This window comes from Actomonas spartinae (assembly GCF_051209155.1).
GTDB lineage: Bacteria > Verrucomicrobiota > Verrucomicrobiia > Opitutales > Opitutaceae > Actomonas.
The window spans coordinates 1,772,112-1,795,714 of the sequence record NZ_JBPJGB010000001.1; the positions used below are offsets into that span (position 1 = coordinate 1,772,112).

The following is a 23,603-nucleotide window of genomic DNA, read 5'->3' on the forward strand; positions in this document are numbered from 1 at the left end:
GATGGAAACGCCGCCGCCGAACTCGCCCGATCCCTTGCGGAAAATTTACCGCAAGAACATCGTTCAGAATCCCGCGCACTACGAATACATCGCGCATAGCCACACGGCGCTGCTCTGTATCGACATGCAGTATCTCGACGCCGCGGAGGGTCACGGCCTCTTCAAGGACGACGAGACTTCGCCGGTTTCGCGCGAAGGGCGGGACTATTACTTCGGCCAACTGAAGTCCAAGGTGCTGCCCAATGTGCACCAGCTGCAGAATTGTTTCCGTCGCCATGGTCTGGAGGTCATCCATGTGCGCATCCAAGCGCTGACCCACGACGGCCGCGATCGCTCCAAAGGCCACAAACGCCTCAAGCTGCTCGCCGCGCCGGGATCGGCCGACGCCTGTTTTCTGGAGGAAGTCGCCCCCCGCGGCGACGAGATCATCATCAACAAGACGGCCAGCGGCGTATTCTCCTCCACCAACCTGCACTACGTGCTCAAGAACATGGGCATCGAGGCCTTGTTTGTGACCGGCGTCTACACCAACGAATGTGTGGAAACGACGGTGCGCGACGCGTGTGATCTGGGCTATCTGGTCACCTTGATTGAGGACGGTTGCACCACGGTGACACCGGAGTTGCACGAGGCCTCGCTGAAGACGCTGCGCAACCGCTATTGTCGCATCGTCACGACGGCCGAAGGTATCGGTGACATCGAAGAATACGCCGAGGCCACGGCCGATGAAGCCAAAGGCAACGTAACGGCGCTCTGATTTGCGGCTCTGACCGCCTGCGGGGCAACGCAGCGCCTGCAAGCGGGCTGCCCACGGTGCGGGTTCGCAACGGTGCTTTAGGCGAGGCGCTTGCGCCGGCTTAGGGTCGCTTAGGCCGCGGCCAGCCGATCCGTCTTCGTGGGCAGGTAGGCCACCGCGATGATGATCAGTTGGCTGAGCACAAAACCGATGAGCGCCCAGAACGCGGCGTCCATGAAGCCGTAGCTGTGCAGACCGACGCCGAGCATGTTGGTGCCGAACCAGCTCCAGCTCGTGACGATGTTGCCGAAGACCGCCAGCGCCATGATGCCGCGGGTGCGGGCGAGTCCGCCCCAACGGGAGTGCAGGATGATGGCGTTCCAGAGCACAATGATCAGCGCGCCATTTTCCTTGGGATCCCAGCCCCAGAAGCGGCCCCAGCTTTGGTCGGCCCAGATGCCGCCGAGGATGGTGCCCACGAGGCTGAAAAGTGCGGCGAAACAGACGATGCCGTAGACCATGCGGTTGAGCGCGTCGCCCGTGGGTTTATCGAGCCCGCCCGGCAACTTGGAGCGAATGATGTAGATGATTGCCAGTGCGCCGGCGAGGTAAGTGGCGGAGTAGCCGATGGTGATGATGATGACGTGGGTCGCCAACCAGAAGTTGGAGTCGAGCACCGCGCGCATCATCTCAAGCGTGTCGCCGGACAGTGACAGGTGATGGGCGATGAGCAGGGTGGCGAAGCCAACCAAGCCGCCGGCGGTCACGGCGATGGCCTTGGGGAAGAGGCGTTCGAGGATGATGCAAAGCATCACCGCGCCCCAGCCAACAAACAGCGCGGACGAGTAGAGGTTCGTCACCGGCGGGCGTCCCTCCAGCCACATGCGCGTCGCGATGCCGATCGTCGTGATAACCCACGCAAGGGCGAGCAGTCCTTCCGATGAGGCGCGCAGGGTTTGCGGCCAGATGAGCCAGGAGGCGATGGCGAACAGGAAGGCCAGGACAAAGAGCACCATGGCGCGATAGAAGGGTTCGGCGCCGTTGAAGGTGTTTTCGCGGTCGGCTTTGTTGAGTTGTTCGGCGAACCGGCTTTCGAGGCTCTCGCGGTAGAGCCGGACGATGGTGTTGAAGGTTTCGGGATTCTGCTCCTGCCAGGCTTGGCCCAGCCCCGCATAGGTGAGGGCGTAGGGATGAATCTCGCCGGACTGGAAGGAGGTGAGCAGCGCGCGGCCGGTCTTCTGCCACTGGCTGTCGGAGGTATCTTCACCGAGCGGTGGGATGGGGAGCATGGAGGCGACCTCATCCATCATCACAAAGTCCTGGCCGGTGCGCATCATGCGGGTGGCGAGTTCGGCGTCGTGTTCCTGGTTGTTGAGCTGGGCGCGCATGGCGGCGACCCCGGTGACGAGCTCTTCGTCGAGTTGTTTGAGTTGGCTCAGGAAATCGCGCCCGTCCCCGGGATTGAGGCTGTGCTTGAGCTGTTGATACGAAACGAGGCGGTTGCGGAGCTGCACGACCCCGCGTTGGAAGGCGTCACGTTGGGCCGATTCGAGTTCGTCGGCCAACTTGGCCTGGCGGTCGATCTCGGCGAGCGACGGCGCGAGTTGGTTGAAGGAGAAGCGCTTCTTCCCGTCGCCGTCCTCGATGGTGAGGTTGGTGACGTCGAGCACGCCCGGGTGCACGATCTCGAAGACGCGGTAATCGTCGGCGATGGCCGGTCGGAACAGCACGTCGAGCAACCACTGCGAGGGGGCGATGGTCTCGCCCTCGGTGTCCTTGACGCGCTGGCGGCCCTGGAAGTTGAGCAGGTGAGTGCGGGCGATCGTATCCATCGGCTTGATGCGGCCGTTGGCCAGCACCGGGAGGCGGGAGAAACCATCGAGGTCGAAGTCGGAGGCGGACTCCTGCTTCGGCGTGCGCAACCCAGCGATCACCCAGGCGGCGAAGAGGATGGTGAGAAGGAAGGGAATGAAACGTTTCATCGCGGTGGTTTCCGGCGGAGGTTAGGCGGTGCGGCGTTTGACGAAGGAGCTCAGGTGGATGCCGAACTGAATCAGCAGGCCGAGGGTCATGAGCACGCAGGCGATGTAGGGCAGGGCGTAGCCGGGGTTGCGGACAACTTGCAGGCGGCTCATGCCGTTGGCGCTGTCCATCTGGTATTGGTAGAAAGTGTAACCCTGGTAGCGCAGCGGGTGGTTCATGTAGATGAGGGACTCGCGATCCTCGCTGCCGTCGTTGGCCTTCACCCGCACGCGCGAGGAGAAGTTCTTGGGGATGTTGGACCCGGGGTAGACGTCGTGCTTCAACTGGAGCAGTTCGACGGTGAAGGGCTTGTATTCGCGCGTAAAACGCATGCCGAGCCGGTAGGTGCGACCATCGTAGTCAAAACTCTGCGGGGCCACGAGCATGGGCGAGACCACCCAGGTGCCGAGGGAGCCTTCGGTGCCCACGAGCTCGACAATGGCCGTCGGCAGGTTGCGCTCATCGTCCCGGTAGGTGATCGGCTGGGGCATGATCGCGACCCGTGTGCCGAGACCGACGGTGGCGGGATTGGGAGCGAACTGGGCCCCAGGGTTGGCGTCCATTTGCGTGCGCATCACCAGGTTGGCATTCGGGTAATAACCGTGAATGAGGACGCGGAACGGGAGTTTGCCGTGCTGGATCGGGTCGCCTTCGGCGATGATTGATTCCGGAATGGCCACGACCTCGTCGAAGTCGGGGTCACTGGCATCGATGACCACGAGTTCGTGATCGCGGAAGGCTTCGGAGTAGCCCTTGGTTTCACCCTCATTCAGGGTGAGCGCGAAATCCTCCTGCAGGATGCCGGTGATGAGTTCACCCAGAAGCAGGACGATGAGGCCGATGTGCGTGAGGTGGATGCCGATCTTCTTGGCCGAATACTTGAACCGGTAGATGAAGCCCGCGATGAGGTTCACCATCAGGAATCCGCCAATCAGATAACCGCCGGGGAAAACCGGCACGGGGATGCGGTTTTCGCCGAAGAAGGAGAGCACGAACAGAGTGCGGAAAAATCGTTCCTGCACGCCCACGATGCCGAGCTGCACCTGGGCGAGCGTGGCGACGAAGACGAGCACCATGGACAGCACCAGCAGCACCACGGTGAGCCGCAGCGACGTGAAGAACTGAATGAAGGCTTTCTTAACCTCGGACATGATCAGGGGGCGGCCGGAGCCACGGTTTGGATAAAGTTGCGGAAAGCCTCGGTCTCACCTGCGACGATGGCATCGGGCCCCATGAGTTTGAAGAACCACGACTCGCCGCCGTGTTCCAGAATGGCTCCGAGGATACGGGTGGGCGTGCCGTCGGCTTCGCCGAGGTAGTCAACCAGGTCGACGTGAAACGTCGGCGTATCCACATGTTCAACACTGGCTTGGACGTCGGCGGCGGAGAGCGCGGCGAGGCCGATCTGGCCGCGCCAGCGGTTGAGGTTGGCGGCGAGACCGCCGGCGTCACCGGGAAAAGCGATGATCGAAAGATCGGCCGCGGCGTCGCCGTCCCCCGGGATACTGAAGCTGCCGCGGCGGAAACCGCCGGCCGTTTGCTCCTGCCAATGCGCGGGCGCCTGCCACGCCAGCGCCGATGCCGTGCCCGGCGCGGGGTTGGCGTTCATTGCGGCCGGCAGCGTGGCCGTCGGATCTTCCTTGGGCACCCGGTAGGTTTGGATTTCGTCGCGGGAACAACCCATCAGGGCGAGCGCGGCGAGCGCTGGCAGCAAGGCAAGGCGGGGAGACATAGAGGCACCTATTTCGCCATAGAAGCGGAACTTCAACCAATTCCGGCGAAGTAGAAGCCGACCGGTGGTCACCGATTACTCAGACTTGTGTCGCTTGGGGACGCGGAGGATAAATCGGAGCATGATGATCAAGGTCTTGGGCGACACGGCGGTGTTGGTGGAGGTGACGCCCCGTCCGCAGCCCGATGCCTTTGCCCGCGTCCACCACGCGGTTTCGCAGCTGCGGAGGGCGGAGATTGCCGGCGTCCGCGACATCGTGCCGGGTTTGACCACCGTGGCGGTGCACTTCGCGCCCGACGCACATTGGGCGGAGGTCGCGAAACGGGTGCGCGAGTGCTTGGAAATCGGCTTTTCTCCGGGCACTCCGATTCCAGAACCCGCTGGTCGGACGGTCGAGTTGCCCGTTTGCTACGGCGGCAAACTGGGGAGCGATTTGCCGGAGGTCGCGCAGCACACGGGGCTTTCGGCGGAGGAGGTGGTGCGGCGGCACACGGCCGGCGATTACCTGGTGCAGGCGGTGGGTTTCGCCCCGGGCTTTCCTTACTTAGCGGGTTTGGACCCGGCCTTGGCCTGCCCGCGACGGGCAACTCCACGCCGCAAGGTCGCGGCCGGCAGCGTCGGCATCGGCGGTGCTCAGACCGGGATCTATCCGCAGGCCTCGCCGGGTGGTTGGCAGATCATCGGCCGCACCCCGGAACGATTGTTCGACGTGGAGGCGGCGGAACCCTCGCGGTTGCGTGCGGGTGATCGCGTGCGTTTTCGATCCATCGACGAGGCCGAGTTTGCGCGGCTTGAGGGGGGGGCAAGTGCCGGCACCGAACCAACCGCGGCGGCGGGGGCGGCCGCATTGGAGGTGTTGCATCCGGGACTCATGACATCCGTGCAGGACTTGGGGCGGGTTGGGTATCAGGCGGTGGGGGTAACCGAAGGCGGGGCGGTCGATCGCCGGGCCTTGCGGCTGGCGAATTTGATGGTGGGCAACGCGGCCGGAGCGGCGGCGCTGGAGTTCTCCTTGCAAGGGCCGCGGCTGCGTTTTGGCGATCGTCGAGTTTGTGTCGTGATGGGGGCGATTGTGGCGGGCGTGCCGTTTGGTCGGCCGTTTGTGGTGGAGGCGGGCCAGGAGGTGAACCTGGCGAAAGTGCCGGTGGGCTTTCGCGGGGTGCTGGCGATTTCGGGCGGGCTCGATGTGCCGGCGGTGCTCGGTTCGCGCGCGACCCATTTGCGCGCCGGGTTTGGCGGTTGGGGGGGGCGGGCGCTGTTGGCGGGGGATCGCCTGCCGCTGGGCCCTTCGGACGTGCGTGACGTGCAGTCGGGTTGGTTGGTTTCACCGTCCTTGGCGCAGCCGGTGACCGACGATCTGCCGGAAGTGCGCGTGCTGCGTGGACCCGAAGGTGAGCGTTTTCCGCTGGCGGCGTGGAACCGTCTGCTGGGCGAGCCTTATCGCGTGCAAAGCAGTTCCGATCGCATGGGCATGCGGTTGCAGGGGGCGGTGCTCGAGCCGCGTGAGCCGATGGAGCAGGTCTCCGCGCCCGTGGTGGCGGGCACCATGCAGGTGCCGGCCGATGGACAGCCGATCGTGCTGCTGGCCGATCGCCAGTCGCTGGGTGGTTACGCGCGCATGGCGACGGTGATCTCCGTCGATCTGCCGGTGCTGGCGCAGGTGCCGCCGGGCGGCCGGGTGCGATTCATCGAGACGACCCTGGCCGAGGCGGAGGCGCTGCGCTTGGCCGAAGAACATGACATCAACCTCTTCGCGACGGCGGTGGGCGGTCGTTTTGTGCGAAAATGACGGTGCTGACGATTGATCTCAATTGCGACGTGGGCGAGGGCGTTGGCATCGAAGCGGATCTGTTGCCGTGGGTGAGCTCGGCCAACGTGGCCTGCGGCGCGCATGCCGGCGACGATGCGATCATGGCCGAGACGATGGCGCTCGCGCGGCGGCTCGGCGTGGTGGCGGGGGCGCATCCGGGTTTTGCCGATCGCGAACATTTTGGGCGGCGCGAGTTGGGTCTGTCGCCGGGCGAAATCGAGGCGCTGGTCGCGCGGCAGTTGGCGGCCTTGGCCGTGTATGGAGATTTCCATTACGTGAAGCCGCACGGCGCGCTCTACAACCTCGCGGCGCGCGAAGCGCCGGTGGCGGCGGCGATCGTGCGGGCGGTGTGCGCGCACGACGCGCGGCTCGCGCTGCTGGGCCTGGCGGGCAGCGCCTTGCTGGCCGCGGGGCGGGAGGCCGGTCTGCGCGTGGTGAGCGAGGTGTTTGCCGACCGCGGTTACGACGAGGACGGGCAGCTCCTGCCCCGCGGCGAACCCGGAGCCTTGATTGAGGACGAAGCCGAGGTCGAGCGGCGGATCTGGACGATGGTGGCCGAGGGGCAGGTGCTCAGCCGGGAAGGGAAGTGGGTGAAGGTCGTGGCGGACTCGGTCTGCGTGCACGGCGATGGTCCGCACGCGGTGGCGTTTGCGCGGCGGCTGCGCGAGTCACTGGAGCAAAGCGGGGTGACGGTGAGGGCCTTTGCCGGGGGCGGAACATGACCCGCCGCCGCCCGATTTTGTTGACCGGTTTCGAGCCCTTTGGGCCCGAGAAAACCAATCCCTCGGCGGCCATCGTCGATCGGCTGGTGGGTCGCACGATCGCGGGACACCCGGTGGTGGGCGAGACCTTGCCCGTCGTTTTCGGTGAATCGCGGCGACGCTTGGAAGCTTTGCTGGAGGAGCATCGTCCGCACCTCGTGGTTTGTCTCGGTGTGGCGGGTAATCGGCGGGCGATCTCGCTGGAGCGGGTGGCGATCAACGTCGCGGATGCGTCGATCCCGGACAACGCGGGGGTGCAGCCGCGGGACCTGGCGGTGGAGCGGGGCGGTCCGACGGCGTATTGGTCGAGCCTGCCCCTGCGGGTGATGGAGGCGGCGCTGCGTGGTGCCGAGGTGCCGGTTGAACTTTCATCCACGGCAGGGACCTACGTCTGCAACCAACTTTTTTATGGGCTCATGCATGTGCTGCGGCAGCGTCGCGGCGTGCGCGGCGGCTTCGTGCATGTGCCGCGAGCGCGGCGTGGCCTGAGTGCGGCCCGGATGGCCGCGGCGGTCGAGATCGCGTTGGCCGCGGCGGTGGCGACTAAGACCTCGGGGCGAGGCCAGCGACAGCGGTGACCTTGGCGTGGGGATCGGCGTGGTAGGCTTCGACGACGACGCCGAAAAGGTTCTCGGCCGTCACGCCTTCACCGTCGTGCATGCGATTGTTCAAGCCGGCCACGCGCCAACCGGTTTTGCATTTGGCCACGAGCACGTGCGCCACCGAACGTTGTTCGGAATTGGTGTAGATCACGGTCTGGCCACGGCGCAGCTCATCGAATTTCACGGGAGCAACCACCAGCACGGTGCCGGGTTGGTAGAGCGGGAGCATTGACTGTCCCTGACCGCGCAGGGTGATGCCGTTGAACGCGGCGGCGCGGGCTTCGGCCTGGGCCCACAACAGGGAACTCGGAACACCTTGCGAAGCGGGCGTTTCCGCGACGTAGATGCCGCGCACCCATTTCACCGGTTTGGCGGATCGTTCGGCGGCGAAGCTGGCACTGCTGATCGTGAGCAGGGCGAGAGTGATTGCCGTTAGCCGAAGGACACGTGCCACGGAAAGAGTAGCATGCAAAAAGCATGCTGAGTGCCCAACCCAATTCACTAGGGTTGATTGCCCAGTCCAAACGGTCAGGTGGCCGCGGTTCGTTTGGCGCGGGCGATCATGATCGCTCCGACCACGACCATAAAAATCGAGTAGAAGGTGCCGCGAGAGAGGCCGAAAATGAGGTCGGCATCCGGCTCGCGAAAGATCTCGCTGACGCTGCGCGCGATCGCGTAGCCGATGAGGAATTCGCCGGTGAGCCGCCCCGGGGAGCGTTCGGGCGCGTCGGTGCGCCAGTAGCGCCAAGCCGTGAAGGCGAGCAGGGCGAGCCCTTCCAATGCGGCCTCGTAGAGCTGGGAAGGGTGCCGTGGCGGCACCATGATGACTTTGAGTTTGGGATCGCTTTGCGGGAAGATGACAGCCCAAGGCACGTCGGTGACCTTGCCCCAGAGTTCACCTTTGATGAAGTTGGCGACGCGCACGAGGAACAGGCCCGGCGGGGTCGCGGTGACCACGGCATCGGCCAGTTTGGCAAACGGAATCCGGTGCCTGCGGGCAAACCAAAGCATGGCGAAGGCCACGCCGACGAATCCGCCGTGCGAGGCCATGCCTCCCTGCCAGACTTTGAGCAGGTCCAGCGGCGCGCGGAAGATCGTGGCCGGTTCATAGAGCACAAAATAACCGAGCCGCCCGCCGAGCATGACGCCCACGATGAGGGCGGTGAGCAGATCCGACACGGCGGCGGGCGGCATCGGCAAACGGCCGCGCACGGCGGCGCGGTAAAGGATCCAGCCCCCGATCGCGAAGCCGAGCAGGTAACCGAGGCCGTAGTAACGGATGCCGAAGTTTTCGGAAAACTGGATCAGGAACGGATCCAGATCGTGCACCCAGTGCGAGGGCTCGTTGACGGGCTCCATGAGTCGAGAAACGCGGCGGCCGTTCTAGTCGGCGGGAGGGAAGGGCGCGATGTTGCTGTCGCCGTCGGCGGGCGGTTTGTCGGAAGAGGTCGCCGGACGCTTTTGGCGGGGTTGCTTGAGCAGGCGGCTGCGCGCGAGTTCGCGCATGTCGACCGCCATGTCGTCCTTTTCGAAGATCTCCTTGCCGATGAGATGTTCCATCACGTCCTCCATCGTGAGCACGCCGGCGGTCGAGCCGAACTCATCGACCACGACGAGAAGCTGCTGGTGGGTCTTTAAGAACTCCTGCAAGGCTTGGCTGGCGGTAGCGGTTTCGGGGATGAAATGGATCTCGTGCATGTGCGCCGCGATCAGGTCGTTTTCCAGATCGCTGGCCACGGCTTTGAGGAGATCCCGACGGCGCACCAGGCCGACGATGTCGTCGAGACTTTCCTGATACACAGGGATGCGGGCAAAGGGGATGTTGGGGTAGGCGTCGAAGACCTCGCCCACGGTGTCGGTGCGTTTGAGCGCGGTGACGACGGTGCGTGGCGTCATGATTTCCACCACCCGAACCTCGTCGAGGGAGAGCGCGTTGGCGATGATGCTGGACTCGCTCTTGGTCAGGGAGCCCTCCTGCGCGCCGCGTTCGGCGAGAAGGATGATCTCCTCTTCGGAATCCGTCTTTTCGGGCGGGTTGGGAATGACCCAGCGGACGAGCAGGTTGCAGAAATAGGTGATGGGGCGCAGCGCGTTGCGCATCCAGAGGAGCGGATAAACGACGTGCGGCTGCAGTTGCTTGCGGTAGACGACGCCGAGGTTCTTGGGGATGACTTCGGAGATGAACAGGATACCGAGCGTCATCAGCCCCGACACCACGCCCAGCCAGGCCTCCCCGTAGAGTTTGATCGCGAGGCCGCCGATGATGATCGAGCCGAGGGTGTTCGCGATGGTGTTGAGGGTGAGGATCGTCGAGATGGTTTCGTCGAGTCCGTTCTTGAGCTGCTCGAGGATCGCGCCGCGGCGAGGGCGGGCCTTTTTCAAGGATTCCACCTCGCTGACGGTGGTGCTGAGAATCAACGCCTCCATCAGGGAACAGACGAAGGAGATGCCGAGAGTAAGAATGATCGCGAGGGCGAACAGGAACATGAGTTCCGGTGATTAGCGGTGAGCGGGTGGGGGATGACGATGAAAAACGGATGGCGCGGTTTTTGGCGTTCGCGTGAGCTGAAACGCCACCGGTTGGCTCGCGCCCGCTAGGCCCGTTTGCACAGGTCCACTGATCAGGCGATGGAATCCCGGTTTTGGATCGAACTGAGGGAAAGGATCTTAGCAAGTTGGCGAATAGGTAAACCACGCTCGGTTGGTGAGTTATGGTGGGGTGTATTGCCTATTCCATGACGCCGCAACGGTTGCGCAGGAACGACCAACCCGTGCGCAGCGCCACCGCACAATTTGCGGTAGGATCGCCGCAACCCGGGAAGGGTCTTCGGACCCGACCCTCTTGCCCTACAACTTCCAGCCTGTCCTTGCCATGAATGTCGGACGATTTCGGTGGTCTCAACGCTACCTCTTCCTCGGAGTAGGTCTCTGGTCGTTGATCTTTTTGGGATGCGTGATGGTGCAGCGCACGATGTTGCTGCCGCCCACGATTCCGGGTGCCACCTTCGCCGGCTCCGAGAGCTGCGTGGAGTGTCACGAGAAGATCACCTCCTCCTTCCACGATGCCACGCACGCTCGCTTGATCGCTGATGGCGCCTCGCCGACCGAGATCGGTTGCGAGTCGTGCCATGGTCCCGGCAGCCTGCACGTCGAGGCCGGTGGCACGCTCGGCACCATCCTCAATCCGCGCGGCAATCCCGACACCTGCTTCCAGTGCCACACCGACAAGCGGGGTGAGTTCGCGCTGCCGCACGCGCACCCGCTCGGCGAGGGCAAGCTCGCCTGCACCGATTGCCATGATTCGCACAAGGGTGACGCCACGCTCGGCGGCGGTATGCAGTTGGCCTCTGCCAACGACACCTGTTTCCAGTGCCACTCGGCGCAGCAGGGGCCGTTCGTCTTTGAACACGAGGCCGGTCGCGAGGGCTGCGTGGTCTGCCACTCACCGCACGGTTCCGTGAACGACAAGATGCTCAAGGCCCGCAACCAGACGTTGTGTCTGCAGTGCCACTTCCAAGAGCAGACCGTCGCCGGTGACCTGCTCATCGGTGGCCGCAATCACAACAGTTTCGTGACCCGCGGCACCTGCTGGACGGCCGGCTGCCACGAAGCCATCCACGGCTCCCATGTGAACTCCTCACTTCGCTTCTGATTCGACCCACCCCTTGCCCATAGCCTTCCAAAACACCGCCTGCCATGTCCTCTTCACGACGCATTCGGAATCTGCTGGCGACCATCGCGGCCGCCTCCTTAGCGCCCGCCCTTACCGCCCAAGTCGATGTCAGCGGCACGCTGGCCGTTGGCGGCGGCGGCACGCTGCTCGATGGCAATCGCGCCGCCTATCAATCATGGTCTCAGCAAAAGAAGGACGGCTTCGGCGGACTCGAGCAACTCACCCTGACCCAGGATGGCGATAACTCGTCCTTGCAGATCGACGCCCGCGCGCTCGTTGGCACCGGGGACTACGGTCTGACCGTCGACTGGGAGTCGTATTCCGGCGTCTACGTTGATGCCGGTTTCAAGGCGTTTCGCACCTTCTACGACGCGGACGGTGGTTACATCCCGACCGATGGCCTGTGGCTGCCGGTGATTCCGGACATTGCGCAGATCGATCGGCGCAGTTACTGGATCGAGCTCGGCTTCCTGCCCGAGGATCATCCGGACTGGGTCATTCGCTACCAACGTGACACCCGCGATGGCACGAAGGGTTCAACGCACTGGGGCGACAGCAGTTTGTCCTCCGCCGGTTCACGTTACATCGTGCCGACGTTCTATGTGCTCGAAGAACGGACCGATCGGTTCACGGTCGATGTTTCCGACGAGTCGGCCAATGGCTCGTGGCAGGCCGGCGTGCGTTACCAGGAAAACGCCTCGGACAACCAAAAGAACACCCGCCGGCGTCCCTTTGAATCGGCCGACCGCTACCTCACCACCAACGATCAAACCACCAGCGACCTGTTCGCCGCGCACGGTTACGTGAGCCGTAATCTCAGCGAGCAGTGGCGCATGTCGGTGGGGGCGATTCACACCCGCTTGGACACGCAACTCGATGGCACGCGCATCTTCGGTTCGGCCGGCTATGATCCGGTTTACGATGTGTCCTACCCGACACGTCAGCAGCGCGACGAAGGCTACTACGATCTCACCGGGGAGAATCAGCTCAAGCAGACTGTCGCCAACCTCAACTTCGTTTACACGCCCAGCAAGAATTGGTCGATCCGCCCCACGATCCGGTTCGAGGACCTGCGCGTGGACAACGTCTCGGAGTTCGTCGAAACGCAAGTGGGGCGGGGACCGGCCTACCCGATGGCCGAGGAGCACTTCATGGGTGAGTCCAACAAGGACTGGCAGGAGGTCTCCGGCCGCCTCGAAGTTCGTTACACCGGTATCCCCAACTGGACGCACAACCTTCGCGGCGAGTGGCTCAGTGGCAACGGCACGCTCATGGAGGAACTCATCGATGAGCACACGGGCTCCATCGACATCGACCGCGACACCGAGCTCGACCGCACGACCCACAAATACACCTACACCGCCAATTGGTATGTGCAGCCGGGGCTCACCTTCGCCACCCAGGCTTACTATCGTCTCCGCGTAAACGATTTCACCAACCTCCGTGACAGCACGCCCGGAGCCACGGGCGGCGACCGTTACCCGGCCTACATCATCGGGCAGGATTTTGAGACCACCGACTTCAACATCCGCATGACCTGGCGGCCTGCGAGCAACCTCACCTTCGTCACCCGCTTTGACTTGCAGGACAACTCCGTGGTCACCACCGAGGCCGGCTTCCTCAAGGCCGAGAGCTCCACCACCAAGTCGCGCGTTCTCAGCCAGAGCGTCACCTGGTTGCCGACGACGCGGCTCTACATCGTGGCCACCGTCAATGCCGTCAACGACGACCTCGTGACCCCCGCCACTGCTCGGGTGCTCAATGGTAACAACGACTACCTGAGCGGCGCCCTCACGGCCGGCTACGCGGTCAACGAGGAGTCAGACCTGCTCTTCGATCTCGGATACACCGAAGCCGACAACTACGTGGACAGCTCCGCCCTCAGCGTGCCCTACCTCTCCGGATTCAAGAACACCTACGCCGCCGCCACCTGGGTCTACCGCGCGTCGGAAAAACTGGTTTACCACTTCCGCTACAGTTATGCGAAGAACGACGACGACCTCGTCGGCGACTTCAACGATTACGAGGCGCACACCTTCTACGCCAAGGTGCAGTATATGTTCTGATTGCCCTTACCCGTCAGCCCGAACCCCAGCCGAACCGTTCCATCACTATGAAAACTCGAACCTTGATCCTGGTCGCCGTCCTTTGCACCGCCGGTGCGGTGGCTCGCGCTCAGACCAACGACCCGCAGACCAATTGGGAAAAACAATGCGCCCGTTGCCATGCCAAGGATGGCTCCGCCAACACCAAGCCCGGCAAGAAACTCAAATTAAAGGACTATCGGGATCCGGCCGTGCAGGCCCTGTTCTCCGATGAAGAGATCATGAAGGTCATGGTCGAGGGCATCACCAACGACAAAGGCAAACAGGAGATGCCATCCTACACCGAGAAACTTTCGCCCGAGGAAATGGAAGCCCTCATCCCCTACGTGCGAAGCCTGGCCAGTCCACAGTAAGGGCCTCCCGCCATGCAACCTGAGACCGGTGAATCCTCCTCCGCCCCCGTTCCGGTCCAGTCCATCTGGCGGAACTGGATCAGTTGGTCCGGCATGGTGCTGGCCGGCGCGGCGCTGTTCGCGTTTCTGTTCCTCTTCGTCATCGACCAGTGGGGACCGGGCGCGGGCAACCCCTACATCGGCATCCTGAGTTATGTCGTCGCGCCGGGCTTCCTCTTCCTCGGCATCGGCATCTTCCTCTTCGGCGGCTGGTGGGAACGGCGGCATCGCAAACTCGCGCCGGTTGGCTCCATCCCGCGCGTCACGATCGATCTCTCGAACCCGCGCACTCGTTGGCGCCTGCTTTACTTCGCCGCCGGCACGATGTGCTTCCTTTTGCTCACCGCCATCGGCAGTTACCAGACCTACCACGTCTCCGAGACCAACGAGTTTTGCGGCCTCGTCTGCCACACCGTCATGGAGCCGGAATACACCGCCTACCACGAGGGTTCGCACGCCCGTGTCGACTGCGTCGAGTGCCACGTCGGTTCCGGCGCCGGCGCCTACGCGCAGGCCAAACTCAATGGCGCGCACCAGCTCCTCGGGGTCATCACCGGCGAATTCGCCCGGCCCATCCCGACCCCTGTCCGCAATCTCCGGCCGTCGCGCGAGACCTGCGAACAATGTCACTGGCCCGAGCAGCATGTGGGCAATCTCGAGAAGACCTACCACCGGTATCTGAGCGACGAGGAGAACACCGAGTTCACCGTGCGCCTGCTGTTGCACGTGGGCGGCGGCGCCGATCGCGGTGCCCATGCCGGCGGCATCCATTGGCACACCAATTCCGACACGCGCATCGAATATTATGCCGCCGATGAACAGCGGCAGGAGATCCCCTGGGTGCGTGTGACCAAAGCCGACGGCTCGGTGCAGGAATACCTGAACCCCGACTTCGAGGGTGAGGTCGATCACGCCCAACTGCGGGTGATGGATTGCATCGATTGCCACAATCGCCCCGCGCACAAATTCATGTCGCCCAACGACGCGGTCGATGAGGCGCTCCACCTGGGCAACCTCGATCGCGACATGACCTCGATCAAACGCACCGTCGTCGAGCTCCTCACCGGCGAATACGCCACGGTCGACGAAGCGATGGCGGCCATCGATGGCGGTCTGCGCGAGGCCTATGCGGAGGATGAACGCGTGGATCAAGCCGTCCAGACCGCGCAGTCCATCTACCGGGCCAACTTCTTCCCCCTCATGCAGTCCAACTGGTTGGCTTACCCGGACAATGCCGGCCACAAAGACTGGACCGGCTGCTTCCGTTGCCACGACGGCAACCACGAACTCGTGAGCGACACCGATCGCCAGTTGCCGGCCCACGAGTGCGGCGCCTGCCACACCATCCTTGCCCAAGGCAGCGGCGACGACCTCAAGTCGCTCGCGCCGGAGGGGCTCGAGTTTGCCCACCCGATGGACGACGTCACGGGATGGCTCTGCAACGACTGTCACGAAGGCAAGAACCAGGAAATGTGACGCCGGGCGGGCCGGCATGCGGTCGCGGTCCTGATCTGGCTTGCGGCCCCTCCCACGGCGGAACTTGCTCGTCGCCATGTCTGAATTGCAACGCACGCCTCTTCACGCTTTCCACGTCGCCCACGGCGGCCGATTCGTGGACTTCGCAGGCTGGGAGATGCCGGTCCAATACAAGAGCATCATCGAGGAGCACAAAGCCGTGCGCTCGACCGCCGGACTCTTCGATGTGAGTCACATGGGCGAGGTCGACGTGACCGGTCCCGGTGCCGCGGCGTTTCTCAATCAACTCGTCACCAACGACGTCGATGCGCTCTATCCGGGCCGTGTCCTTTATTCGCCGATGTGTCGTCCCGACGGTGGGGTGGTGGACGATCTCCTCGTCTACCTGCACGAGCCCGAACGCTACTTTTTGTGCATCAACGCGAGCAACATCACCAAGGACCTTGCGTGGATGCGCGAGCAGGCCGCCGGCCATGACGTAACGATCACCGATCGCTCCGCCGACTACGCGCTGCTCGCCCTGCAAGGGCCGAAGGCGGAGGCCATCCTGCAGGGCCTCACCGGCGCCAAGCTGCCCACGCTGCGCTATTATCATTTTGGTGAAGGCACCGTGGCCGGCATTCACTGCCTGATCAGTCGCACGGGCTATACCGGCGAAGACGGCTTTGAACTCTACCACGCCGTTGCCGACGCCCCGGCGCTGGCGGAAGCCCTGCTGCAGGCGGGCGAGGCCCACGGCCTCCAACTCGCCGGCCTCGGTGCCCGCGACAGCCTGCGCCTCGAGGCCGGGTATCCACTCTACGGGCACGAGCTCGATGCCGACCTGTCGCCCATCGCCGCCGGCCTGGGCTGGACGGTTAAGCTCAAGAAAGCGGGCGGTTTCATCGGCGCCGAAGCCCTGGCTGCCGAAAAGACCGCAGGTGATCGGCGCCAGGTGGTTTATTTCCGCACCGGCGACCGGCGCATCGTGCGCGCCGGGGCCGAGGTGTTGGACGCCGCCGGCGGGGTGGTGGGGCGGGTGCTTTCCGGCACCATGTCGCCCATCCTGGGTGAAGCCATCGGTTCGGCGGTCGTGCCGGCCGCGGCTGTGGATGCCGGTGGGCTCTGCGTCGACGTGCGCGGCACGAAATTCACTTTGCAACTGGTCAAACCGCCCTTCGTCGAACTAAAGAAATCCGCATGAGCAACATCCCCGCCGACCGCCGCTACGCCAAGTCCCACGAATGGGTCAAAGATGCCGGAGACGGCATCGTGGAAGTCGGGATCTCCGACTACGCGCAGGACAGTCTCGGTGACATCACCTTTGTCGATCTGCCCGCGGTGGGGGACAGCTTCGCCGCGGGTGAGGTGTTCGGCGTGGTCGAGTCGGTCAAGGCGGCTTCCGATCTCTACGCTCCGGTCGGTGGCGAAGTCGTCGCCGTCAACGAGTCCCTCGACGGCCAGCCCGAGCTGGTAAATCAGGAACCTTATGCGGGTGGTTGGATCATGAAGCTGAAAGTGAACGACGCCAACGAGCTCGAAGCGCTGCTCGACAGCGACGGTTACACGGCCGAAACGGCCTAAGGGAGCCGGCCCCGGCTGGCATCCCGGGCCCGAAAACACCTGGTCGGCGAGGCGCTTGCGCCTGCTCCCGCCTGCCCGGAAAGGCGTTGCCTTGGCCCTTCGCGAAGAGGTCGGCCGCGCCCCGGCAGAATATGCCCCCTCGTCGCGGCGGCGGCGGCAGTTTAGGGGAGGGTGCCGGCCTCGGAAATTTTAAAACGCTGCAAGGCAGTGAATTAAAATCGCTGGCATTGGTTCTGCAACAGTGCGGGCACCATGAATGTCGGTCTCTACCAAAGTGCAGCCTCCCTCTCCGCGCTCGAGCGGTGGCAGGATGCCGTAGCCCAGAACATCACCTCCAACCAGGTGGCGGGCTACAAAAAGCAGACGGTGCAGTTATGGTCGGTCTACGGTGGTGAGCTGAAGGGCGACGAGTCCCAAAAGGTCGGGGACGGTGGCGCGACGCCCGTTTATTACCCGGCGGCCAACCTCGGCATCAGTTTTGCCAAGGGTGAGTCCATGCCGACGCGCCGCGACTTCGATTTCGCGCTCGGCGGCCCGGGCTTCTTCCAGGTGCAGGACGAGGCCGGCAAGATTTACTACACCCGCAACGGTTCCTTCACGACCACGCCGGAACTCGACCTGGTGAATCATAACGGATTCGCGGTTCTCGGTGATGGGGGCACTCCGATCAAACTGCAGCCGGGCGGCGGCGGCATCGCCGTCGATGAAGATGGTCAGATCCGCCAGAACGGCGCGGTCATCGGGAAGATCGAGATCATGCGTTTCGAGAACAACAACGCGCTCCAGAACCTCGGCGGGGGTCTCTTCGGCGCCAGCCCCGGTCAGGAGCCCGAGGTCGTCGAGGAGCCGGAGGTCCTCCAGGGCCATCTCGAGCAGGCCAACATCCAGCCGCTGCGTGAAATGGTCGACCTCGTCGGCATCGCCCGCGCTTACGAGGCCAACCAGAAGATGATCAGTCACCGCGATGAAATCATGAAACAAACCTTGGAGAAACTCGGCTGAACCCGCCTGACGTTTTCCCGCCAACCCCCTTTCCCGAGATCAAGCCATGAACATGTCCCTCTACTCTGCTGCCACCGGTATGGAAGCGCAGCAGCTCAACCTCAACACGATCGCCAACAACCTTGCGAACGTGAACACCCCCGGATTCAAGCGCTCCAAGATCGAGTTTCAGGACCTGCTCTACCAGAAGCCGCGCGCGTCCGGTGCCGAGGCGGGTGGCGGCAACGTCGTGCCGACCGGTATCGAGGTGGGCAATGGTTCCCGCGTCGCCGCGACCGGCAAGGTTTTCACCCAGGGGCAGCTCAACCACACCGGCGAGCAATTGGACCTCGCCATTCAGGGCGACGGTTTCTTCGAGATTCAACGCCCCGACGGCTCCCTCGGTTACACCCGCGACGGTTCCTTCAAGCTCAACGCCCAGGGCACCGTGGTCACCAACGATGGCATGCCGGTCCTCTCCGGTTTCCAGGCGGTGCCCCCCGGCACCACATCGATCAACATCTCCGAAACCGGTGAGGTCACCTACCAAAGCGCGGCCGGCAACACCACCTTCCGCCTCACCCTCACGCGTTTCCCCAACCCCGGCGGCCTGCGTTCCATGGGCGGCAATTTCTACGAGGAAACCGAATCATCCGGCGCCCCCGAGGTCGGTGCTCCCGGCGAGCTCGGCTACGGTTCGATCATGCAGGGCTACGCCGAGGCCTCCAACGTCAACATCGTGGAGGAAATGGTGAACCTCATCGTCGCCCAGCGCGCCTACGAAATCAACAGCAAGTCCATCCAGACTTCCGACGAAATGCTCCAGAACATCGCGCAGATGAAGCGCTGATGCCGCCGCCATTCCCCTCGTCCCTCCTCCCCGTATTCGCCGTGTCACGACCGTCCCTCCTCCGCCTCCTCCTCACCGTCCTCGCGTTCGGGTGTGGCCCTGCGCTCCGCGCCGAGATGGACGCCATCATGCCGCCGCCCGCCGATCAGCCCGATCCGGATGCGTGGCTCGACGATGCCGCGCTCACCCTTGAGGACCACTACCGAACGGAAGGGGAGTGGAGCCTTGAACTCGTGCGCCCGTTCACGCCGGGGCCGGATACCATCGTCGAGATCACCGAAATGCCGTCCAAGCCGGCCAGCCAGATGATGCTGCGCCTGCAGGTGCACGCGCTCGACGGCACCACCACCAACGAGACGGTGTTCGTTCGCGCGCAGATCTGGCGCGACGGCTGGCTCGCCCGCGAGCCGCTCACCCGCCAAGCCAACATCGAACCGCAACGGCTCGAAACCCGCCGCGTCGACATCCTGCGCCAGCGCGATCTCGTGCCGGTGGAAACGCCGCTGGAAGACCTCATGATGAACCGCTCGCTGCCAGCCGGTCGCTTCCTCACCTGGCGCGACGTCGTGCGGCGCCCGCTTGTGCGCAAGGGGCAGATGATCGAGGTCGCCGCCGTCGATGGCAGCCTCACCATTTCCATGAAAGCGCTCGCTTTGCAGGACGGCCTCGCCGGCGAACTCGTGCGGGTGCGCAACACCGAATCGCGCCGCGAATTCGCCGCCGTCGTCACCGCCCAAGGGCAGGCCGAAGTGAACTTCTAACCTTTCCCCCATCCCATGCGCCTTTCCTCTCTGCTTTGTTCCTGTTTTCTCCTCGCCAGCCCGCTCGCGCTGTTCGCCAGCGAGGGCTCCCTTTGGTCGGCCAACGGCGCCCAACCGCGCACCATGTATGCCGACCGCAAGGCCCGCACGGTGGGTGACATCCTCACGGTTCAGATCAGCGAGTCCGTCACCAACTCCGCCTCGTCCAACAAAAAGACCGGCAGCGGGGCGAACGTGAGCAACACCGTCGCGCAGTTCCTTTTCCCGGGCAGCAGTTTCGGCACCCACAATGGTGAACTGCCCGGCACCGCCATGTCGGGCTCCAACGACTTCCAGGGTGGTGGCAACGTGAGCGCCTCGCAATCCCTCACCGGCCGTGCCGCGGTCATGGTCATCGATGTTTTGCCCAACGGTGTGCTCGTCATCGAGGGGGTGCGCCGCGTGACCTTTGCCAAGGAAACCCAGCATGCCATCCTGCACGGCCTCGTGCGGCCCGACGACATCATGGCCAACAACGTCGTTTATTCCTCCGACATCGCCAACGCCCGGGTGGAGTTCGTGAGCGACGGTGCGCTTTCGGAGGCCCAGCGCCGCGGCTGGATCACGCGCCTCTACGAGATCGTCCGCCCGTATTAAGAAACCCCTTACGACACTCCCTTCGCAATGAACCGTCTCCGTTTTCGCCTGATTTCCATTCTGCTGCTCGCCCTGGCGATCACCGCCCCTTTGTCTGCGGTGCGCCTCAAGGACATCGCGCAGGTTGAGGGTTCGCGGGACAATCAGCTCGTCGGCTACGGCCTGGTCGTCGGTCTGGCGGGCGACGGCGATTCAAACGCCGAGACGACGCTGCGTTCGGTGGCCAATCTGCTGCAGGGGCACGGTCTCACGGTCGACGCCACGGCAATCAAGGCCAAGAACGTCGCGGCCGTGATGATTACGGCCGACATCGGTCCCTTTCTCAAGGAGGGCGCGCGCATCGATGTGACCGTTGCGTCCATGGGCGACGCCAAATCGCTGCAGGGTGGGGTGCTGCTCCAAACGCCGATGCTCGGAGCCAATGGCGAAGTCTACGCCGTTGCCCAGGGCCCCATCGCGATCGGCGGTTTCTCCGGCGGTGCCGGTGGTGCCGGCGGCGCCACCGTGCAGAAGAATCACCCGACCGTTGGTGTCATCAGCAACGGCGCCATCGTCGAGCGCGAGATCCCGATGGAGATCGTGCACCGGGGCAAACTCCGCCTCCAGCTCTACAATCCCGATTTTACCTCCGCCGCCCGACTCGCCACCGCGATCAACCGCGAATATCCGACCATCGCGTTGGCCGAAGACGCTGCGACCGTTTCGCTCGATTTGCCCGATGACTATTATGGCCAGGAAGTCGCCTTCCTCGCCGCCCTCGGCACCATCGAGGTCACGCCCGACACCCCGGCGCGCATTGTCATCAACGAGCGCACCGGCACGATCGTTGCCACCAGCACGGTGCGGCTTTCGCAGGTCGCCATCTCCCACGGCGCGCTCACCATCACGGTGGCGCAGACCCTGGGCGTTTCCCAACCGCCGCCGCTGGCGGGAGGCGGTGCGCAGACCGCGATCGTGCCCTCGACCAACACCAACGTCGAGGAGGCCAAGGGCGGATTCACCGTCATCGAGGAGGCGCCTTCCATCGAACGTCTCGCCGCCGCGCTCAACGCCCTCGGTGTCAGCACCCGCGAGATGATGTCGATCTTCCAAACGCTCAAGCGTTCCGGCGCGCTCCAAGCCGAACTCATCATCAACTAAGCTCAATCCTCCGCCTTCACCATGTCTTCGATGAACGTCGCCGCCGTCAGTGCCTCCCTCGGGCTCGCCAACCGCCCCGAGGGTCCGCGCGATCGTGAGGCGCCGACGACGCCGGAGGACGTCAAGAAAGTCGCCGCGCAGTTCGAGGCCATCATCGTGCGCCAGCTGCTCAAACCCGCCATCGATCCGATCATGAACGGCGGCTCCGGCGCGCAGGGTGGGGCGATGGGCGGCGGTGGCGGCGGCGTTTACGGTTACCTGCTCACCGATGTGCTCGCCGGCTCTTTGTCCGAGGGCGGCCAGCTCGGCTTCGCCAACCTGATCGAGAAACAACTTACCCCCGCCGCCCTCCAGGCGGCCTACGCTGAAGCGATGCGCGCCAACTCGGCCGACGCCGCCGACGCGGTCACCGACAACCACCTTTCCACGCAATCATGAACGAATCACTCGACTCGCTCGCCGACGCCTTGCGCGACGAGATTGAACACTTGGGCAACCTGCTCGGCCTCTTCCGCGACCAACAGGAAGGCCTGCTGCAGCCCGATCCCGAAAAGGTCCTCGCCGAGGCCCAATTGATCGAACAGGCCGCGCGCGTCGCCAACCGCTTCCGCGTCCGCCGCGAACAGCTCGTGCAGACCATGGCCAAAGCTCACGGCCGCGCGCCTTCCACGACGTTGCTGCGCCTGCTCACCGATTTTCCCGCCGAGGTTCAGCCCATGTTCGAAGCCCTCGTCAAAGAGGTGAACCGCCTTGTGCACCAGACCCGCCGCACGGCCCGCCAGAACCAGCGCCTGCTCGCCCGCACCGTCGAGGTGCACCGCGATTCGCTGCGCATCCTGCGCCCCGACATCTTCTCGCCCACCTACGACCGACGCGGCGGCCTGCATGAAGGCAGCGGCTCCGGCTCGTTCGCCACCGCCGTCTAACCCTTTCCGCCTCACCCGCAATGTCCGGACTCTTTGGAGCACTCAATGGTGGCGTAAAAGCCCTCGCCGCGCACTCACGCAGCGTGGAGACCGCCGGGCGCAACCTCGCCAACGTCAACAACCCGAACTACGCGCGCCAACGGGTGGTCTACGGCGACCGCGGCACCGTTCTGACCCCGCTCGGCGCACAGTCGCTCGGCATCGAGGCGAAGCAAGTTGAGCAGATTCGCGACCGTTTGCTCGACCAACAGGTCGTGCGCGAGATCGCCGTCACCGCCGGCGCCGAAGCCGAGGCCAACGCCTACGCCAAGGGCCAGGCCGCCCTCGGCCAATCCATCGATCGCACCGGCGACGCCGGCAGTTCCGGCGCCAGTGGCAGCCAGGGCGTGGTTGAATCGGTCACCGACTTCTTCACCGCCTTCGAAGGTTTCGCTTCGCGCCCGACCGACAACGGCCAACGCCAGACGCTCCTGCAGCGCGCCGCCATCCTGACCGATCGCCTCAACGCCACCGATTCGCGCCTCGATCAGCTCGAGACGGATCTCACCTCCGCCGCCGCTTCCGACGTCGAGGACGTCAATCGCCTGCTTCAGGCCATCGCCGAACTCAACGGCCAGATCGGTCGCTTCGAGGTCAACGCGCCCGGCTCCGCCGTCGACCTGCGCGACCAGCGCCAGGCGCGCGTCGAAGAACTCGCCGGCAAGCTCGGTATCGAGACCCGCGCCAACGCCACCGAGTCCGGCCAGATCGATATCTTCGCCCGCGACGCGCTGGGCAACGAGGTCCAGCTCATCAACCTCGCGACCGTGCCGACACCGGTGGCCTTTGATGGCACCAACCTCACCGTCGGCACCGACACCATCGATGCGACCAGCGGCAGCATCGCCGGCCACCTGCGGGCCCGCGACGAGGGTCTCACCCGACTGCGGACCGATCTCGATGCGCTCGCCGGCCAGCTCGTCACCGCCGTCAACGCCGCCTACAATCCGACCGGCGCCACGGGTGACTTCTTCGTCGCCTCCGGCACCACCGCCGCGACCATCAGGGTCGACTCGAGCGTGAACGCCGTTTCGCTGAAGGCTTCCGATGGCGGGGCCGCCGGTGACAACACCATTGCCCGCGCCATCGCCGACCTCGCGTATCAAGCATTTGATACGGGCGCCGGCGACGCGATCAGCGGCACCTTCAATCAGTTTCTCGCCCGCTCCATCTCCGACTTCGGTGAGGAGGTCGCCGGCTCCGACGCCCGCCTGGGCGATCAGCGCAACATCGAACAACTGGTGCGCGCCCAGCGGGACTCCGTTTCCGGGGTGTCCCTCGATGAGGAGATGGCCGACCTGCTCAAATTCCAACGTGCCTTCCAGGCTTCGTCCCGCGTGATTTCCGTGGTCGACGAATTGCTCAACACCGTCGTGAACGGCCTCGGCCGCTAAACCC

General features: G+C 64.3%; 24 protein-coding genes. 18 read left to right on the plus strand and 6 right to left on the minus strand.

Annotated features, from left to right (window positions below):
* The first annotated feature begins 1 nt into the window (after position 1).
* Positions 2-757: a cysteine hydrolase family protein gene (locus AC0MRV_RS07200; protein WP_472763766.1), complete on the plus strand. Its 756-nt coding sequence runs from the start codon at positions 2-4 to the stop codon at positions 755-757.
* 110 nt (positions 758-867) lie between these two features.
* On the opposite strand, the gene AC0MRV_RS07205 is transcribed toward AC0MRV_RS07200, so the two are convergent.
* From AC0MRV_RS07205 to AC0MRV_RS07215, 3 genes are read right to left on the minus strand one after another with little or no spacing between them, the layout of a single operon-like run.
* Positions 868-2,718, minus strand: a complete 1,851-nt coding sequence (locus tag AC0MRV_RS07205; protein WP_472763767.1) for a cytochrome c biogenesis protein — start codon at positions 2,716-2,718, stop codon at positions 868-870.
* A gap of 21 nt (positions 2,719-2,739) precedes the next feature.
* Positions 2,740-3,909 carry a cytochrome c biogenesis ResB family protein gene (locus tag AC0MRV_RS07210; protein ID WP_472763768.1) on the minus strand — a complete coding sequence of 390 codons (1,170 nt, stop codon included), beginning with the start codon at positions 3,907-3,909 and terminating at the stop codon, positions 2,740-2,742.
* A 2-nt stretch (positions 3,910-3,911) separates the two neighbouring features.
* The gene (locus AC0MRV_RS07215) at positions 3,912-4,490 is read right to left on the minus strand and encodes a hypothetical protein (RefSeq protein WP_472763769.1); all 579 of its coding nucleotides are present in this window, start codon (positions 4,488-4,490) and stop codon (positions 3,912-3,914) included.
* Positions 4,491-4,611: 121 nt separating this feature from the next.
* Here AC0MRV_RS07215 and pxpB point away from each other — a divergent pair, with 121 nt between their 5' ends.
* From pxpB to pcp, 3 genes are read left to right on the plus strand one after another with little or no spacing between them, the layout of a single operon-like run.
* The gene (gene pxpB, locus AC0MRV_RS07220) at positions 4,612-6,279 is read left to right on the plus strand and encodes a 5-oxoprolinase subunit PxpB (RefSeq protein ID WP_472763770.1); all 1,668 of its coding nucleotides are present in this window, start codon (positions 4,612-4,614) and stop codon (positions 6,277-6,279) included.
* Complete coding sequence (locus AC0MRV_RS07225) at positions 6,276-7,022, plus strand: LamB/YcsF family protein (protein WP_472763771.1); 747 nt, start codon at positions 6,276-6,278, stop codon at positions 7,020-7,022. Before pxpB ends, AC0MRV_RS07225 begins: the two co-directional genes overlap by 4 nt.
* Complete coding sequence (gene pcp / locus AC0MRV_RS07230) at positions 7,019-7,639, plus strand: pyroglutamyl-peptidase I (protein ID WP_472763772.1); 621 nt, start codon at positions 7,019-7,021, stop codon at positions 7,637-7,639. The genes AC0MRV_RS07225 and pcp overlap by 4 nt, the downstream gene beginning before the upstream one ends.
* Here the strand turns inward: pcp and AC0MRV_RS07235 are convergent.
* From AC0MRV_RS07235 to AC0MRV_RS07245, 3 genes are all read right to left on the minus strand, one after another.
* On the minus strand, positions 7,605-8,117 hold the full coding sequence (locus tag AC0MRV_RS07235; protein WP_472763773.1) for a S24/S26 family peptidase: 513 nt from the start codon (positions 8,115-8,117) through the stop codon (positions 7,605-7,607). The genes pcp and AC0MRV_RS07235 overlap by 35 nt on opposite strands.
* Positions 8,118-8,191: 74 nt before the next feature.
* Positions 8,192-9,022: a prolipoprotein diacylglyceryl transferase gene (lgt, locus tag AC0MRV_RS07240; protein ID WP_472763774.1), complete on the minus strand. Its 831-nt coding sequence runs from the start codon at positions 9,020-9,022 to the stop codon at positions 8,192-8,194.
* Between the two features lie 24 nt (positions 9,023-9,046).
* Positions 9,047-10,150: a hemolysin family protein gene (locus AC0MRV_RS07245; RefSeq protein ID WP_472763775.1), complete on the minus strand. Its 1,104-nt coding sequence runs from the start codon at positions 10,148-10,150 to the stop codon at positions 9,047-9,049.
* A gap of 385 nt (positions 10,151-10,535) precedes the next feature.
* Between AC0MRV_RS07245 and AC0MRV_RS07250 the strand changes: the two genes are divergently transcribed.
* The 14 genes from AC0MRV_RS07250 (at position 10,536) to flgK (ending at position 23,599) form a co-directional block, all read left to right on the plus strand.
* Positions 10,536-11,315: a cytochrome c3 family protein gene (locus AC0MRV_RS07250; protein WP_472763776.1), complete on the plus strand. Its 780-nt coding sequence runs from the start codon at positions 10,536-10,538 to the stop codon at positions 11,313-11,315.
* Positions 11,316-11,359: 44 nt separating this feature from the next.
* Positions 11,360-13,402 carry a TonB-dependent receptor gene (locus AC0MRV_RS07255; RefSeq protein WP_472763777.1) on the plus strand — a complete coding sequence of 681 codons (2,043 nt, stop codon included), beginning with the start codon at positions 11,360-11,362 and terminating at the stop codon, positions 13,400-13,402.
* Between the two features lie 47 nt (positions 13,403-13,449).
* Positions 13,450-13,794 carry a c-type cytochrome gene (locus AC0MRV_RS07260; RefSeq protein WP_472763778.1) on the plus strand — a complete coding sequence of 115 codons (345 nt, stop codon included), beginning with the start codon at positions 13,450-13,452 and terminating at the stop codon, positions 13,792-13,794.
* A gap of 12 nt (positions 13,795-13,806) precedes the next feature.
* Positions 13,807-15,309, plus strand: a complete 1,503-nt coding sequence (locus AC0MRV_RS07265; RefSeq protein WP_472763779.1) for a cytochrome c3 family protein — start codon at positions 13,807-13,809, stop codon at positions 15,307-15,309.
* Positions 15,310-15,385: 76 nt separating this feature from the next.
* Positions 15,386-16,492 carry a glycine cleavage system aminomethyltransferase GcvT gene (gene gcvT / locus AC0MRV_RS07270; RefSeq protein ID WP_472763780.1) on the plus strand — a complete coding sequence of 369 codons (1,107 nt, stop codon included), beginning with the start codon at positions 15,386-15,388 and terminating at the stop codon, positions 16,490-16,492.
* The gene (gene gcvH, locus AC0MRV_RS07275) at positions 16,489-16,872 is read left to right on the plus strand and encodes a glycine cleavage system protein GcvH (RefSeq protein WP_472763781.1); all 384 of its coding nucleotides are present in this window, start codon (positions 16,489-16,491) and stop codon (positions 16,870-16,872) included. Before gcvT ends, gcvH begins: the two co-directional genes overlap by 4 nt.
* 252 nt (positions 16,873-17,124) lie before the next feature.
* Entirely contained in the window at positions 17,125-17,874 is a 750-nt protein-coding gene (locus tag AC0MRV_RS07280) for a flagellar hook-basal body protein (RefSeq protein ID WP_472763782.1), read from the plus strand.
* Positions 17,875-17,920: 46 nt separating this feature from the next.
* The gene (gene flgG, locus AC0MRV_RS07285) at positions 17,921-18,703 is read left to right on the plus strand and encodes a flagellar basal-body rod protein FlgG (RefSeq protein WP_472763783.1); all 783 of its coding nucleotides are present in this window, start codon (positions 17,921-17,923) and stop codon (positions 18,701-18,703) included.
* Positions 18,704-18,744: 41 nt separating this feature from the next.
* Positions 18,745-19,464, plus strand: coding sequence for a flagellar basal body P-ring formation chaperone FlgA (flgA, locus tag AC0MRV_RS07290; protein ID WP_472763784.1), 720 nt, complete (start codon positions 18,745-18,747; stop codon positions 19,462-19,464).
* A 15-nt stretch (positions 19,465-19,479) separates the two neighbouring features.
* Complete coding sequence (locus tag AC0MRV_RS07295; protein WP_472763785.1) at positions 19,480-20,100, plus strand: flagellar basal body L-ring protein FlgH; 621 nt, start codon at positions 19,480-19,482, stop codon at positions 20,098-20,100.
* A 27-nt stretch (positions 20,101-20,127) separates the two neighbouring features.
* The gene (locus AC0MRV_RS07300; RefSeq protein WP_472763786.1) at positions 20,128-21,240 is read left to right on the plus strand and encodes a flagellar basal body P-ring protein FlgI; all 1,113 of its coding nucleotides are present in this window, start codon (positions 20,128-20,130) and stop codon (positions 21,238-21,240) included.
* Between the two features lie 21 nt (positions 21,241-21,261).
* The gene (locus tag AC0MRV_RS07305; RefSeq protein ID WP_472763787.1) at positions 21,262-21,678 is read left to right on the plus strand and encodes a hypothetical protein; all 417 of its coding nucleotides are present in this window, start codon (positions 21,262-21,264) and stop codon (positions 21,676-21,678) included.
* Positions 21,675-22,166, plus strand: a complete 492-nt coding sequence (gene flgN, locus AC0MRV_RS07310) for a flagellar export chaperone FlgN (RefSeq protein WP_472763788.1) — start codon at positions 21,675-21,677, stop codon at positions 22,164-22,166. The genes AC0MRV_RS07305 and flgN overlap by 4 nt, the downstream gene beginning before the upstream one ends.
* Before the next feature lie 20 nt (positions 22,167-22,186).
* A complete protein-coding gene (flgK, locus tag AC0MRV_RS07315) occupies positions 22,187-23,599 on the plus strand; it encodes a flagellar hook-associated protein FlgK (RefSeq protein WP_472763789.1) in 1,413 nt (470 codons plus the stop codon).
* The last annotated feature ends 4 nt before the right edge of the window (positions 23,600-23,603 follow it).

Excerpts from the sequence above, each read along its gene's own strand:
- AC0MRV_RS07200 (WP_472763766.1), top strand. The coding sequence starts at position 2 with ATGGAAACGCCGCCGCCGAACTCGCCCGATCCCTTGCGGAAAATTTAC.
- AC0MRV_RS07205 (WP_472763767.1), bottom strand. The coding sequence starts at position 2,718 with ATGAAACGTTTCATTCCCTTCCTTCTCACCATCCTCTTCGCCGCCTGG.
- AC0MRV_RS07210 (WP_472763768.1), bottom strand. The coding sequence starts at position 3,909 with ATGTCCGAGGTTAAGAAAGCCTTCATTCAGTTCTTCACGTCGCTGCGG.
- AC0MRV_RS07215 (WP_472763769.1), bottom strand. The coding sequence starts at position 4,490 with ATGTCTCCCCGCCTTGCCTTGCTGCCAGCGCTCGCCGCGCTCGCCCTG.
- pxpB (WP_472763770.1), top strand. The coding sequence starts at position 4,612 with ATGATGATCAAGGTCTTGGGCGACACGGCGGTGTTGGTGGAGGTGACG.
- AC0MRV_RS07225 (WP_472763771.1), top strand. The coding sequence starts at position 6,276 with ATGACGGTGCTGACGATTGATCTCAATTGCGACGTGGGCGAGGGCGTT.
- pcp (WP_472763772.1), top strand. The coding sequence starts at position 7,019 with ATGACCCGCCGCCGCCCGATTTTGTTGACCGGTTTCGAGCCCTTTGGG.
- lgt (WP_472763774.1), bottom strand. The coding sequence starts at position 9,022 with ATGGAGCCCGTCAACGAGCCCTCGCACTGGGTGCACGATCTGGATCCG.
- AC0MRV_RS07245 (WP_472763775.1), bottom strand. The coding sequence starts at position 10,150 with ATGTTCCTGTTCGCCCTCGCGATCATTCTTACTCTCGGCATCTCCTTC.
- AC0MRV_RS07250 (WP_472763776.1), top strand. The coding sequence starts at position 10,536 with ATGAATGTCGGACGATTTCGGTGGTCTCAACGCTACCTCTTCCTCGGA.
- AC0MRV_RS07255 (WP_472763777.1), top strand. The coding sequence starts at position 11,360 with ATGTCCTCTTCACGACGCATTCGGAATCTGCTGGCGACCATCGCGGCC.
- AC0MRV_RS07260 (WP_472763778.1), top strand. The coding sequence starts at position 13,450 with ATGAAAACTCGAACCTTGATCCTGGTCGCCGTCCTTTGCACCGCCGGT.
- AC0MRV_RS07265 (WP_472763779.1), top strand. The coding sequence starts at position 13,807 with ATGCAACCTGAGACCGGTGAATCCTCCTCCGCCCCCGTTCCGGTCCAG.
- gcvT (WP_472763780.1), top strand. The coding sequence starts at position 15,386 with ATGTCTGAATTGCAACGCACGCCTCTTCACGCTTTCCACGTCGCCCAC.
- gcvH (WP_472763781.1), top strand. The coding sequence starts at position 16,489 with ATGAGCAACATCCCCGCCGACCGCCGCTACGCCAAGTCCCACGAATGG.
- AC0MRV_RS07280 (WP_472763782.1), top strand. The coding sequence starts at position 17,125 with ATGAATGTCGGTCTCTACCAAAGTGCAGCCTCCCTCTCCGCGCTCGAG.
- flgG (WP_472763783.1), top strand. The coding sequence starts at position 17,921 with ATGAACATGTCCCTCTACTCTGCTGCCACCGGTATGGAAGCGCAGCAG.
- AC0MRV_RS07295 (WP_472763785.1), top strand. The coding sequence starts at position 19,480 with ATGCGCCTTTCCTCTCTGCTTTGTTCCTGTTTTCTCCTCGCCAGCCCG.
- AC0MRV_RS07300 (WP_472763786.1), top strand. The coding sequence starts at position 20,128 with ATGAACCGTCTCCGTTTTCGCCTGATTTCCATTCTGCTGCTCGCCCTG.
- AC0MRV_RS07305 (WP_472763787.1), top strand. The coding sequence starts at position 21,262 with ATGTCTTCGATGAACGTCGCCGCCGTCAGTGCCTCCCTCGGGCTCGCC.
- flgN (WP_472763788.1), top strand. The coding sequence starts at position 21,675 with ATGAACGAATCACTCGACTCGCTCGCCGACGCCTTGCGCGACGAGATT.
- flgK (WP_472763789.1), top strand. The coding sequence starts at position 22,187 with ATGTCCGGACTCTTTGGAGCACTCAATGGTGGCGTAAAAGCCCTCGCC.